The 13,603-nt window shown below is 33.1% G+C and carries 11 protein-coding genes; 2 read left to right on the top strand and 9 right to left on the bottom strand.

Annotation, left to right across the window (positions count from 1 at the left end; translation table 11 throughout):
* Positions 1-12 precede the first annotated feature (12 nt).
* Together H599_RS0107780 and H599_RS0107775 are read right to left on the bottom strand one after the other, a co-directional pair.
* Positions 13-1,392, bottom strand: a complete 1,380-nt coding sequence (locus tag H599_RS0107780) for a sensor histidine kinase (RefSeq protein WP_026713616.1) — start codon at positions 1,390-1,392, stop codon at positions 13-15.
* A gap of 6 nt (positions 1,393-1,398) precedes the next feature.
* Positions 1,399-2,061, bottom strand: coding sequence for a response regulator transcription factor (locus H599_RS0107775; protein WP_026713615.1), 663 nt, complete (start codon positions 2,059-2,061; stop codon positions 1,399-1,401).
* A gap of 194 nt (positions 2,062-2,255) precedes the next feature.
* On the opposite strand from H599_RS0107775, the gene H599_RS0107770 reads away from it, so the two are divergent.
* Together H599_RS0107770 and H599_RS0107765 are read left to right on the top strand one after the other, a co-directional pair.
* Positions 2,256-4,358, top strand: a complete 2,103-nt coding sequence (locus tag H599_RS0107770; RefSeq protein ID WP_026713614.1) for an LTA synthase family protein — start codon at positions 2,256-2,258, stop codon at positions 4,356-4,358.
* Positions 4,359-4,411: 53 nt separating this feature from the next.
* Positions 4,412-6,319, top strand: a complete 1,908-nt coding sequence (locus tag H599_RS0107765) for an LTA synthase family protein (protein WP_026713613.1) — start codon at positions 4,412-4,414, stop codon at positions 6,317-6,319.
* On the opposite strand, the gene H599_RS0107760 is transcribed toward H599_RS0107765, so the two are convergent.
* From H599_RS0107760 to efp, 7 genes are all read right to left on the bottom strand, one after another.
* The gene (locus tag H599_RS0107760) at positions 6,320-7,261 is read right to left on the bottom strand and encodes a YeiH family protein (protein ID WP_245600503.1); all 942 of its coding nucleotides are present in this window, start codon (positions 7,259-7,261) and stop codon (positions 6,320-6,322) included.
* Positions 7,262-7,337: 76 nt separating this feature from the next.
* Positions 7,338-9,365 carry a hypothetical protein gene (locus H599_RS0107755; protein WP_026713611.1) on the bottom strand — a complete coding sequence of 676 codons (2,028 nt, stop codon included), beginning with the start codon at positions 9,363-9,365 and terminating at the stop codon, positions 7,338-7,340.
* A gap of 97 nt (positions 9,366-9,462) precedes the next feature.
* A complete protein-coding gene (fabG, locus tag H599_RS0107745) occupies positions 9,463-10,209 on the bottom strand; it encodes a 3-oxoacyl-[acyl-carrier-protein] reductase (RefSeq protein WP_026713610.1) in 747 nt (248 codons plus the stop codon).
* Positions 10,210-10,343: 134 nt separating this feature from the next.
* The gene (locus H599_RS0107740; protein ID WP_026713609.1) at positions 10,344-10,766 is read right to left on the bottom strand and encodes a hypothetical protein; all 423 of its coding nucleotides are present in this window, start codon (positions 10,764-10,766) and stop codon (positions 10,344-10,346) included.
* 136 nt (positions 10,767-10,902) lie between these two features.
* Positions 10,903-11,787, bottom strand: coding sequence for a succinate--CoA ligase subunit alpha (gene sucD / locus H599_RS0107735; protein ID WP_026713608.1), 885 nt, complete (start codon positions 11,785-11,787; stop codon positions 10,903-10,905).
* A gap of 168 nt (positions 11,788-11,955) precedes the next feature.
* Positions 11,956-12,888, bottom strand: coding sequence for a UDP-3-O-(3-hydroxymyristoyl)glucosamine N-acyltransferase (locus H599_RS0107730; protein WP_026713607.1), 933 nt, complete (start codon positions 12,886-12,888; stop codon positions 11,956-11,958).
* A gap of 94 nt (positions 12,889-12,982) precedes the next feature.
* Entirely contained in the window at positions 12,983-13,549 is a 567-nt protein-coding gene (gene efp, locus H599_RS0107725; protein WP_026713606.1) for an elongation factor P, read from the bottom strand.
* Positions 13,550-13,603 lie beyond the last annotated feature (54 nt).

Here is a 13,603-nt window from a genome sequence, read left to right as displayed (position 1 = left end):
TTTAGAGTTTGCTTAAGGGAAGCTTAAGATTATTTTTGTTCCAAAATTTTCCTGACTCGAAACTTCTATTTCAACAGCAAGCAGCAAACATAGTTTTTTTACAATCGCTAATCCTAAACCGTTCCCCTTAATTTCCGGATGTTTTCCTGCATTAGATCGGTAAAACTGATGAAATATTTTTTGTAAATCCGATTTTGGGATTCCGATTCCGTTGTCAATAATAGCACATTTCACTTTATTGTTTTCTTCTGAAAAACTTATAGTTAGCTTGCCGTTATTCTCAGAATACTTTAAAGCATTTGAAATCAAGTTATTTAAAATAATACTAATCAAATAAGGATCGGAAATAACATTAAAATCCTGCTGAAAATCAGCTGAAATACTAATATTTTTAGATTGTATATTATTTGAAAAACGGGATAAAACTTCAGGGATAAGTAAATTCAAGCTGACTTTTTTCTTTTTTACCAATTGCTGCTGATCTTCAAAACGAGCCAATAAAAGCAACTGATCAACCAAATGATTCAAACGATTCACTTCGGCAACACAATAATTAATTTTTTCCTGATATTCTTCCTGAGTGCGCGGTTTTCGGATTAAAACTTCCAGAGTTCCTTTAATTACCGTTAGCGGTGTACGTAATTCGTGGGAAGCATCTGAAGTAAATTGTCTTTCCTTTTCAACTGCGTTTTCAATCCGGTCTAATAAGTTGTTAATCGTTTGTGAAAGCACCAATAATTCGTCTTTTTTTTGTGGCAATTCAATTCTCGATTTCAAATTATCTTTAGTAATAATATCGGCTGTTTGAATAATGGCAGTAATCGGTTTTATGCTGCGCCCGGCAATAAATCGTGCTATAAAAAAGAGTAGGATGAGAATTAAAGGATAAGCGATTAATAAGGTTTGCGATAAATTTTGAAGTACCATCGAAGCATCTTCCAGCGACATCGCCACCAATAAATAGCCAATAATTTTAGAGTCACTGTAAATAGGAACCTGAATTTGGCGAATTTTGTGTTGCAATAATTTTGAATCAAATAATTGGTTGTTTTCAATTTTCGCATTAAATCCTAATGTTTCTTTTTTAAGATTTGGCGATTTTTCTTTGATGTTTTTCTTGCTGTCCAAAAATTCGATAAAAACCGGATTTACATCCAGCGTATTATGTTCTCTTTCGTTCCATTCATTCAAATGAATCAAATGATAATTGTTATTTTCAATGGCAATTTCGTTCAGATGATTTTCGACCTCTTTAGAAATATCATTGTTCAAATGGTTGTAAACACTGAACTTTACAATCGAATAAATGGTAAAAAACACCACAAAAACCAATAAAGCGGTCGTGATGATGTAATGAAAAGCGATTCGGTTTTTGAACGAAAGTTTCTGCATATTTTTTTAGTCATTTGCGATATAGCCAACGCCTCTGATGGTTTTGATGTAATCTTCTTCGACTTTTAAATTTAATTTTTTACGAATAGCATTCATAAAAACATCAATCACACCGGTATCATATTCAAAATGAATATCCCAAACATCTTCAATAATTTGATTTCGGGTACACACTTTCCCTTTATTTTGAATCAAATAGCTTAATAGTTCAAATTCGCGTTGGGTTAAAATCACTTCTTTATCATTGGTAAAAATCTGATGTTTCTGAAGATCAATTGTAACTGAACCAAGTGTAAGATGATCCGGATTTTTAGATTTTCTGAAATGCACCTTAATACGTTCAACTAATTCTTCAAAACTAAATGGCTTTTTGATGTAATCATTCGCTCCTGATTGCAACCCTTCAATGGTTTCCTGAACCGTGTCTTTAGCCGTTAAAAACAAAATAGGAATTGCCGAATTGCTTTTTCGTATTTCTTTACAAAGCTCCAGTCCGGTCATTTTAGGCAACATCCAATCGAGTAAAATTAAATCAAAATGATTTTCCAGAAACAATTCAAGACCTTTTGCACCGTCAAAAGCAGTTGAAATTTGGTATCCTTCTTCCTCCAAACCCTGTTGTAGAAATTGCATGATTCCTATTTCGTCTTCTACTATTAAAATGTGCATTTTTTATGTTTTTTATTCGGATTAAAAGGAACTATTTTAAAGTTTTTTCAGGAATTCAGAATCAAATGTAATTTAAAAATAAGATTTATTTAGCACAGTAAAACAATCTTAAGTGAAACTTAAGACAATAAAGCGGTCGCGATTTTCTGTTTATCTCATCAAATTAATTAATTTTGCAAAAAAATAAACCCAATATGTTCTTTACCAAAAAACTGGCTCCATTTATCAATCTTACGTTGTTTTATGTGGCTATTAGTGTTATTCTTCGAATTGTATTAGTTTTTCATCCCATAACACAATCTTCTTTTTCAGGATTAGAAATTTTAAAGATATTTTCATTCGGACTCGTTTCGGATGTATTTGTATTTATTCTGGCAAGTGGATTTTTATGGTTGTATCTTATTTTTGTTTCCAATGGGAAGTACCAAAAACCTTTTGGTTACATACATTTAGGATTATTAGTTGCGCTTTTTTTATATATTTTATCCGGTAAATCAGTACTTACGGAGTATGGCGGTGGTTTGGCTAAAGTGGGATTGATTTTCGTAGGAATCAAAACATTTTTGTTTGCTTTACTACTATTTTTACCTCAAAAAAGAGACAAAATCAGGTATTGGCTGTTTTCATTTGTGATCTTTTTATATGTTGTCGCAATTCTGCAAAATGCAATCAGTGAGTTCTTTTTCTGGAACGAATTTGGAGTAAAATACAATTTTATAGCGGTAAATTATTTGGTTTACACTAATGAAGTTATTGGAAACATTATGGAATCTTATCCGGTTGTTCCAATTTTTGGAACTTTATTTATTGTTGCCGGAATTATCAGTTATTTTATCATCAAAAAATCAAAAATTTATATCGAAAAAATCCCTTCTGTTTTTGAGAAAATTCAAATTTCTATTCTTTATTTTCTGTTCTTTGGTTTATCACTTTGGTCAGTTCCTAATTTGGCGAAAGCCGAAAATGACACCAATGTTTTTACAAATGAATTACAGGCTAATGGCGTTTATCGTTTTTATCTGGCTTTTGTAAACAGCGAATTAGATTATTTTAAATTTTACAAAACTTTACCCAAAAAAGAAGCTTTTGCCTTATTGAAAAATCAAATTCCAAATATCAAGGGTTTTTCTACAGCAAGAACCATTCAATCAGACAGTACCGAAATTCACAAAAATGTAGTGCTGATTACTATTGAAAGTTATAGCGCCGATTTTATGAAAATGTATGGAAACAAAGATAATATAACTCCATTTTTAGACGATTTAGCAAGCAAAAGTTTGGTTTTTACCAATTTGTACGCTTCCGGAAACCGTACCGTTCGCGGATTGGAAGCTGTTACTTTATGCCTGCCTCCTACTGCCGGTGAAAGTGTGGTAAAACGAAAAGATAATAAGGAGAAATTTTCAACCGGAAGTGTTTTTAAATCCAAAGGTTATCAGGTAAAATACCTTTACGGAGGAGATGCTTTTTTTGACAATATGGAAGATTTCTTTTCCGGAAACGGCTATGAGATTGTAGATAAAAAAACAATGAAACCCGAAGAAATTACGTTTGCTAATATTTGGGGTGTTTGTGATGAAGATATGGCTAACAAAGCAATTCAGACGATGAATGCCGAAGCACAAACCGGAAAACCGTTTTTCAATCACTGGATGACTGTGAGTAACCACAGACCATTTACTTACCCAAACAATAAAATTGATATTCCGGGTGATGCCAAATCACGAAAAGGCGGTGTAAAATATACCGATTATGCTTTGGGTAAATTCTTTGAAATGGCTCAAAAACAGCCTTGGTTTAAAAATACTGTTTTTGTTATCGTTGCCGATCATTGTGCTTCGAGTGCCGGAAAAACGGAGCTTCCGATGGATAAATACCGCATTCCGGCTATGATTTACAGTCCCGGATTTATTCAGCCGCAACATTATAGTCAATTGATGTCGCAGATAGATTTGATGCCAACACTTTTTGGGTTATTAAACTTTAATTATCAGTCCAATTTTTTTGGTCAGGATGTGATGAAAGTCAATTACAAACCAAGAGCTTTAATTGCCACTTATCAGGATTTAGGTTTGATTAAAGACAATATTCTGACTATTCTTTCGCCAAAACAACAGGTAAAACAATACGAATTGATTTTAAAACCAAAAGAAGGCATTGAAACTGATTTTCAATTATATTATGACGAAAAACCATTGAAAAAACAACGAGCTGATTTGGTAAATGATGCAATTTCTTTTTACCAAACAGCATCAGATATTTTGAAAAACAGAAAATATCAAAACAATAGTTTTTAAATCAAATTGGGATTAAAATAATTTACTTTTGTAAAAAATCGCATTTATCATTTATGTTAAAAATTTACCGGCTTACTTTTTGGTTGCGTCTTTGGATGTTCTGGCTTTTGTATTTTACGATTCACAGAATTGTATTCCTTGTTTACAATTATGCTGTTTATAGTGAATACCCTGTTTTAGAACAATCAAGAGCTTTTTGGGAAGCCTTAAAGTTAGATTTATCCGCAACCGGATACCTAATTGCTATACCTAGTCTGCTGTTAATTGGACATGTTTTTTCGGTAAAATTTATCAACCGATTCAATTATTTTTTAATTGCTTTGGTTGGATTAATTAGCGTTACAGATACCTTACTTTATCACGAATGGGGTTCTAAATTAAACGCCTATGCTTTGTCGTTTTTGTATTATCCAACCCAAATGCTGGCGTCGGTTACTAATTCACAAATCATACTTGCACTTATTCTGGAAATCAGTTTGATTGGATTAGGAATTATTCTCTATAAATTCATTTTGAAAACAGGAAGACGTTCTTCAGTAGAGTTCGAAAAATTTAATTTTAGCCGAAAAAAAATCCATACCGCCGGTTATGGAACCGCTTCATTACTGATGTTGGGACTTACTTTTTTAGCCATCCGCGGAGGCTGGAATTTGGTACCTATTAATCAAAGTGCGGCTTATTATTCACTTCATGCTCCGCTGAATCACTTAGCAACAAATACTTCCTGGAATTTGTTATTTGATGTTATTAAAACGAATAAGGCAAATAAACAAGGTGGTATTTCCTATTTTGATGAAAAAACCATTCAAAAAAACTTAAAAGAAATATATCGTTCTAATCCAAAGGAACAGGAAAAAATACTGGACAACACACGTCCAAATATTGTTTTGGTTATTCTGGAAAGCTATACTGCGGATGTTATCGAAACATTAGGCGGAGAAAAAGGTGTCGCTCCATATTTTTCTAAAATGACGAATGAAGGATTGTTATTCGATAATATTTATGCAACGGGAGATCGAACCGATAAAGGAATGGTTGGTATTTTAAGTAGTTATCCGGCACAAAGCTGTTCATCGATAATCAAAGAACCGCAAAAATTTGAAAAACTTCCTACTTTACCTGCTGTTTTAAAAGCGAATGGTTATTCGACCTCAGTTTTTTATGGCGGAGAATCGGAATTTGCCAATTTTAAAGCTTATTGGAAACACGCTTCTTTTGATAAAATTATCGATGAAGAAGAATTTGAAGAAAAAGATAAAAATTCCAAATGGGGCGCTCATGATCATGTTGTTTTCGAAAAAGTAATTAAAGACTTAAGTAGTCAAAAAGCGCCTTTTTTTACAACTGTTCTTACGTTAAGCTGTCACGAACCTTTTGAAACGCCTATTGCAACACCTTATGATAAAGCTGTTGAAAAGGAAACGGATATGAATAAAAAACAGGCTAATTTGTTTAGAAAAGCGGCTTATTATACCGATTGGAGTATTCATAAATTTATGGAAGCTGCCAAAAAACAACCTTGGTACGACCAAACCTTATTCATCTTTGTTGCTGATCACGGAAACAGGTTGCCAAAACTCTACAAAGATGCTCATCAATTTGAAAAATACAGAATTCCGCTGTTGTTTTACGGAAATGCAATTTCTAAAAAAATATTAGCTACAAGAAATTCCAGAATAGGTTCGCAAACGGATATAGCCCCTACCCTTTTAGGACAGTTAGGAATAGAAAGTACCGCGTTCCAATGGGGAAAAGATTTATTAAATCCTTCTTCAAAACAATTTGCTTTTTATTGTTATAATGAAGGAATGACGTGGATTACTCCGGAAGGTTCCCTGCGGTATGTAACAGCTACCGAAACGCCTCAGTTTAAAGAGAATCAAAAAAATAGGCTTTCAAAAGAATTGCCTTATGCTAAAAGCTATTTACAAGCTCTTTTAGAAGATTATGCTAAGAAATAACTAGCTCCAATACAAAATAGCTAATAACGATAAGCTTGCTATAAAAGCCCACAGCAGTATTCCCTGTATCAAAGGTTTTATTCCAACGGCTAACAAAACCGAGCTGCTTAATCCCGAACCAATAAAAAATAAAGTTACGGTTAAACCAATTTTAGCCACAGCCACAATATAAGGTGATAATATTGAAATTTGTGGTACAAAAGTATTCAAAATCATAGCCAGAATGAACAATCCTATGAAATAAGGAATTTTAATTTTACTGGCTTTGTTTTTAAATAAAACACTCGTTAACAACACAATCGGAATAATCCACAAGGCTCTGGCTAATTTTACAGTTGTTGCAATTTGCAAAGTCTCAGCTCCGTATTTGTTAGCTGCTCCCACAACCGAACTGGTGTCGTGAATCGCTAAAGCACACCACAATCCAAAATCTTCCTGAGACAACTGCAACCAATGTCCGATTACAGGAAAAACAAATAAAGCAATTGAATTCAATATAAAAATAACTCCCAGTGCAACCGAAGTTTGCTTCTCATCAGATTTAATAACCGGCGTAATCGCAGCAATAGCACTTCCGCCGCAAATAGCGGTTCCACAGGAAATTAAATGCGATGTTTTTGCATCTGTTTTGAGCCATTTGCCTAAAATAATTCCTAAAACTATAGTACTAAATAAGGTTGCAACCGTTAAAACAAAACCTTCTTTACCTGACAACAACGCATTGTGCACATTCATCCCAAACCCCAACCCTACTACCGAAACCTGAAGTAAAACCCGAATTATTTTATGGTTCAGATGCAACCAGGGATGTCCGGAAATATTGGCTACCAATATTCCAAGCAATAAAGCAATAGGCGGAGTAATAAAACCTGAGAGACAAATTAACAACAAACACACAAAAATAAACTGTTGCGTTTTGTTGTGTTTTTCTAAATTAAAAATTCCGTTTTCAGCGAATATATTTCTGTCTTTTTTCAAAAGATTTTTATCAGTTAAATTAAAAAGTTACATCCGGATACTACAATAATCCGTTGTATTTTCGAATAAACCATTCGGTGGCAAATAAGCTGCAAATCAATAACAATAAGTATTTCCAATCGATTAAAGGCGTTTGGCTGCTATTCGTTTTCTCAATGGTTTTGTAGTTTTCATCAGTCAAAAGTTGTTGAATTAAAGCATCAGTCTGATCCGGGAAATACAATTTTCCTTTTGAAATTTCAGCTAGTTGCTCCAATCGGTCTACATCTGGATTGACAAATTGTTTCTCGATATCAAAGTCTATGATTTCAAAATGACCGGAATAAGTTGTTTTAGAATTCAATTCCTTGACCGTAAAATTGTAATTTCCGGCCGGTAAACCATCTAAATTGACTTTGTAAGCATTATTTGTTTTTAATAAATCGTAACGTTTTGTTTGTTTCGTTTTCGAATTTACCAGTGAAATACTTAAATGTGCTTTTTCATCAAACTCGTAATTTTTATTGAAATATTGAGCGGTAATTTCGATATTTTCTCCCGAATTGTAAAAAGATTCATGATTGACTACCAACGATTTCTTAGTGGTATTCGTTGTCAAAAACTGAATGATTTTAGCAATAAAAACATCATATTTATCAAAAGAATTGGTTTGATTATGACTTTCCATACGCCATTTCCAACTATTTTCTCCCAATAAAAAAGCCGAACGATTTCCCTGATTTTCACTAAAAGCAAGTAAAGGCATCTCGGTATTGATAGCTCTAATTTTTGAAGAAAGTAAAATGGATGTATTTGAGCTGCTTTGGATTTTTCCATACAAATTTTCCAAAGGCGGAAAATTTTCAAAATCAATATTATTAACAGCAAAAAGATTGAATTGCGAATTAAAAACCGCTAAATAATTTTCTTTTTGAGCCGCCATTTTAAAATTTAAATTAGTCTGTTGCTGATTTAAAAAGTTAAAATCGGTATGGGTTCCTGTAATAATAAAAGAATTTATTTTGGCGTTTTTGTTAGCTTCAAATACGTTGCTAAATTCGCTTGTAGGCTGATAAAAAACTAAAACATTATAATTATTTAAATCACTGATTTGTTTTGGTTTAACAATAGTTACTTTGCGTTGAGCATTAGATTCTATTGACCTTTTTAAAGTGGCAATATCCGGGTGATTAATTGCGGAAATCAAAGCAACATTTGTTTTTTGATCCATAATTTCAACCGCAAAATTTTTGGTGTTGTTATAGCTGTTTTTTTCTTTTTCTGTTGAAATCAAACGGGCTTTATACAACTGTGTTCCGGTTTTATCAGCAGTTAAAAGAACATTTACAACAGCTGTATTTTTTGTTGGAGAAAAGCTAAGCTTTTGATTGCTTAAAATAGTATTCCCTTTAGAAATTTGAAAATTAGCTATAATATTTTTACTGCCTGAATATTGCAGAAAAACTTCCACCGGAAACTGATTTTTCAAAAAAGCGTATTTATTGACATTCAGTTGGTTAATTTTTAAATCCAAAACTGCTGTCGTATCACCTAATATAATGGGAAAAATTTTATTAGAATCATCGAAACGAAAAACATAATCATTTCCTGTTGTCTGATTTCCATCGGTAAGCAACACTGTTGGGTAAAATTTATTTCGATTGATTGCTTTTAAATCCTTGGCTACCACATCCAGATTCGTTTGTTTCCCCTTGAAACTTAAGTTTTGAAAAGCTAAAAAATCAGCATCAAACTGATACGATTGAATAGTATATTTTTCCTGTAAATCTTTATTGTTAACTAATTTCGAATGTATTTCTTTAGCCTTTTTATCAGCTTTTAAATAGGAAACCGAACTGGAATTATCACTTACAACAGCTAAAATTGGTTTTTCAATTACAGTATGACTACTTGTAATTATTGGATTAATCAGTAAAATTAATAAACCAAAAATTGCTAGAAAACGTAGAAAAGCCAAGAGCAAATTGACCTTCAATTTACTCTTGGCTTTGTAATAATATTGAAAATAAGACAAACCACCAGCTATCAATAACGAAAGTACAATCAATAGAATGGTTTTTGTTGTCATTTATTTTGAGCTTGAAATATTTAAAAATTGAAAGATTAAAAAATTAATTAATCGTTTAAAATTCTTAAAATCTTTTAATTTTTCAATCATTGAATTACTATGTAAGCATTCCGCCGCAAACATTTAATACCTGACCAGTCACATAAGCACTCATATCAGAAGCTAAGAAAAGACAAGCATTGGCAACATCTTCCGGAGTCCCTCCTCGTTTTAACGGAATACCTTCTCTCCATCCTTTAACTACTTCTTCGCTTAATTTAGCAGTCATTTCAGTTTCAATAAAACCAGGAGCGATAACATTACAACGAATGTTACGAGAACCTAATTCTAAAGCAACCGATTTTGAAAATCCGATAGCACCTGCTTTAGAGGCAGCGTAATTAGTTTGTCCTGCATTTCCGGAAACTCCTACTACCGAACTGATGTTGATAATAGAACCGGCACGTTTTTTCAGGAAGGTTTTTTGGATGGCTTTTGTCATATTGAAAACCGATTTCAGGTTTACATCAATCACCTGATCAAAATCGGCTTCAGACATACGCATTAATAAATTATCTTTTGTAATTCCGGCATTGTTAATTAAAACATCAACAGTTCCAAAATCAGCTAAAACAGCATCTACTAAAGTTTGTGCTTCGTCAAAATCGGCAGCATTCGATTTATATCCTTTTGCTTTAATTCCTAAAGCATTTAATTCGTTTTCAAGAGCCAAAGCCGATTCGGCAGACGAGCTGTAAGTAAAAGCTACATCAGCACCATTTTTTGCGAAAACTTCGGCAATTCCTCTACCGATTCCGCGGCTTGCACCTGTAATAATAGCTACTTTTCCTTCAAGTAATTTCATATTATAATTTAAGTTAATTTGCTAAATGAGTTACAAATATAATTGATTTAGCTGTTTTATAAAATTTATGCTATAAAAAAAACCTTACCAAAGCAAGGCTTAAAAAAATATTCTTTTAACAAGTTGAAAATGAACTAAAAAGCCACATTCCATCTTGGTAATTTATTATTTTTATTTAAGAAATTTTGCAACACCTGAGCTTCAACAAAAGTAGGGATCACTTTAGTATCGCCATTATAAGTTTCATACCAAACCACTTCTAAACGACTGATAGCTTCTTTTTTCATTTGAGCCGGCCAGGAATATTTTCTTCCTGTTTTAGCAAATTGATGACCATTAACAATTTTATCATACAATCCACCGTTTTTAGTTTTCAAAGTTCCGTCATTTTGAATCGTTCCGGTTGACCCCACCATGATTAGTTCTTTTTCTTCAGCCACATCATAAACCAAAAATACTCCGGAACCTTCTGAAGCATTACATACTTCTTCCAAATTATCTTCAGTGGTTAATGAAAATTGATTTTTAACTTTGAATCCTTCTAATTCTTTATACATAGTCTTCTTTTGTATTGTTTTATACCTGTCAGCGAGCTGATTATTTATTGGTTGCAAATGTATTTCTAAAATTCTGTTTAAACTAAAAAAGCCCCACAAATGTGAGGCTTAATTTATTTAAAATTTAGTTTCGAGATTAAACTGTCGCATTAACCAAAACTTCTTTTACTTTTTTACCAATTTCAGCTGGTGAATCCACAACGTAAATTCCGTTTTCTCTCATGATACGTTTTTTAGCAGCTGCAGTATCGTCAGAACCACCAACGATAGCTCCGGCGTGCCCCATTGTTCTACCAGCTGGAGCAGTTTCTCCGGCGATAAAACCAACAACGGGTTTACGGTTACCATCAGCTTTAATCCATTTAGCAGCATCTGCTTCTAATTGACCACCGATTTCACCAATCATAATGATACATTCTGTTTCAGGATCGTTCATTAATAATTCAACCGCTTCTTTAGTAGTTGTTCCAATGATCGGGTCTCCGCCAATTCCGATAGCAGTAGTGATTCCTAATCCTTGTTTTACAACCTGATCAGCAGCTTCATAAGTTAAAGTTCCTGATTTAGAAACAATACCAACATTTCCTTTTTTGAAAACGAAACCTGGCATAATACCAACTTTAGCTTCTCCCGGAGTAATTACACCAGGACAGTTAGGACCAATTAATCTGGCGTTTCTTTGTTTCACGTAGTTGTTTGCATGAATCATATCGGCAACAGGGATACCTTCAGTAATAGCAATGATTACTTTGATTCCTGCATCAGCAGCTTCCATAATAGCATCAGCAGCAAAAGCTGGTGGTACAAAAATGATAGAAGTATCAGCACCTGCCTGCTCCACTGCATCTTTTACAGTGTTAAAAACAGGACGCTCTAAGTGTAAAGTTCCTCCTTTTCCCGGAGTTACACCACCTACAACGTTTGTTCCGTATTCAATCATTTGAGAAGCGTGGAAAGTTCCTTCGCTACCTGTAAATCCTTGAACAATTATTTTAGAATCTTTGTTAACTAAAACACTCATGATATATATTTTATGTGATTTTTAAATTTGTACTGCAAAAATAAGGTTTTCGAAATTATTTGAGCTCTTTTCTTATCAAAAAAAAAGTTCTTTATTAAGCTCTTTTGTTATCTACGACACAAAACAATGTCTTTTAAAACAAAATCAATAATTTACTGCAACTTTTTTTTATGCTTTTAATTTTTCTAAGATTTCCGGAATCTTTTTAAGATTAGCCAATTGTTTTAAGGATTCTCTGGATTCCTGAATTGGTGTTCCAAAATAAGTTTTTCCACCTTCAACCGATTTTGTTACTCCGGTTTGCCCTAATAAAACAGCTTTTCCTCCAATGGTAATTCCACTGGTTACTCCTACCTGCCCCCAAAGAGTTACTTCGTCTTCAACAACAACACAACCGGCAATTCCGGTTTGAGAAGCAATCAGACATTTTTTGCCAATTACCGTATCGTGACCAATATGTACCTGATTGTCAATTTTAGTTCCTTCCCCAATAGTTGTATCTCCGGTAACACCTTTATCGATAGTACAAAGCGCTCCAATTCCAACATTATCTTCGATAACTACACGACCTCCGGAAAGCAACTGATCAAAGCCTTCGGAACGTTTTTTATAATAAAACGCATCCGCCCCAAGAATGGTTCCGGCGTGAATAATTACATTATCACCTATAATAGTGTGGTCGTAGATGGAAACATTAGAATGAATCAAACAATTTTTTCCAATTACAACTCCGTTACCAATGAAAGAATTAGGCTGAATGATAGTTCCTTCTCCAATAATTGCGCTTGGCGAAATTGAAACTGATGAAAATTGAAAAGGCTTAAAATAATTGGTTAACTTATTGAAATCTCTGAAAGGATCCTCAGAAATCAATAAAGCCTTCCCTTCCGGACAAGCTACATTTTTGTTAATTAAAACAATGGTAGCCGCTGAATGTAAAGCTTTATCATAATATTTAGGATGATCTACAAAAACAATATCTCCTTTTTCCACAACATGAATTTCGTTCATGCCTAAAACTTCAAAATTCTCATCACCAACAAATTCACAGCTAAGTAAATCTGCTATTTCTTTTAAAGAATGTGCTCTTGTAAATTTCATAAACTAATTTAAAAATTGAAAAATTTAAAGATTAAAAAATTCTATTGACAACTTAAAGCTTAAAATTATTTAATCTTTAAATTTTTCAATTAAATTACTCTTTAACACGCTCCATGTAAGAACCTGAAGCCGTGTCAATTTTAATTTTATCTCCTTCGTTAATAAATAAAGGAACGTTAACAGTAGCTCCGGTTTCAACTGTAGCCGGTTTTGTAGCATTAGTAGCCGTATTTCCTTTTACTCCAGGTTCTGCGTAAGTAACTTCAAGAATAATTGAAGCCGGCATATCTACTGATAAAGGTAAATCCGTTTCAGTATTAATCTGAACCATTACATTCGTTCCTTCTTTTAACAAATCCGGAGCGTCAAGGATGTTTTTGTTCAAAGTAATTTGTTCAAAACTTTCATTATTCATAAAATGAAACTGATCTCCTTCAGCATATAAATACTGATAAGTATGTGTTTCTACACGTACGTCTTCAATTTTGTGACCAGCAGAAAAAGTATTGTCTAATACTTTTCCGGTAGTTAAACTTTTTAATTTTGTTCTTACGAAAGCAGGTCCTTTTCCTGGTTTAACGTGCAAAAATTCGACAATTTTATAAATATCGTGATTGAATTTAATGCAAAGTCCGTTTCTAATATCTGATGTAGATGCCATTTTTTGTTTATTTGTTAATTCGTTTATTTGTTAAACCGTTTGCTTGTTTTATCG

The sequence above is a fragment of the Flavobacterium daejeonense DSM 17708 genome, assembly GCF_000425425.1.
GTDB classification, from domain to species: Bacteria; Bacteroidota; Bacteroidia; order Flavobacteriales; family Flavobacteriaceae; genus Flavobacterium; species Flavobacterium daejeonense.
Note: the sequence above shows the minus strand (reverse complement) of the source record. Positions and strands in the feature narration are given on the sequence as shown.

Excerpts from the sequence above, each read along its gene's own strand:
- H599_RS0107765 (WP_026713613.1), top strand. The coding sequence starts at position 4,412 with ATGTTAAAAATTTACCGGCTTACTTTTTGGTTGCGTCTTTGGATGTTC.
- H599_RS0107780 (WP_026713616.1), bottom strand. The coding sequence starts at position 1,392 with ATGCAGAAACTTTCGTTCAAAAACCGAATCGCTTTTCATTACATCATC.
- H599_RS0107755 (WP_026713611.1), bottom strand. The coding sequence starts at position 9,365 with ATGACAACAAAAACCATTCTATTGATTGTACTTTCGTTATTGATAGCT.
- H599_RS0107730 (WP_026713607.1), bottom strand. The coding sequence starts at position 12,888 with ATGAAATTTACAAGAGCACATTCTTTAAAAGAAATAGCAGATTTACTT.
- sucD (WP_026713608.1), bottom strand. The coding sequence starts at position 11,787 with ATGAGTGTTTTAGTTAACAAAGATTCTAAAATAATTGTTCAAGGATTT.
- fabG (WP_026713610.1), bottom strand. The coding sequence starts at position 10,209 with ATGAAATTACTTGAAGGAAAAGTAGCTATTATTACAGGTGCAAGCCGC.
- H599_RS0107740 (WP_026713609.1), bottom strand. The coding sequence starts at position 10,766 with ATGTATAAAGAATTAGAAGGATTCAAAGTTAAAAATCAATTTTCATTA.
- H599_RS0107775 (WP_026713615.1), bottom strand. The coding sequence starts at position 2,061 with ATGCACATTTTAATAGTAGAAGACGAAATAGGAATCATGCAATTTCTA.
- efp (WP_026713606.1), bottom strand. The coding sequence starts at position 13,549 with ATGGCATCTACATCAGATATTAGAAACGGACTTTGCATTAAATTCAAT.
- H599_RS0107770 (WP_026713614.1), top strand. The coding sequence starts at position 2,256 with ATGTTCTTTACCAAAAAACTGGCTCCATTTATCAATCTTACGTTGTTT.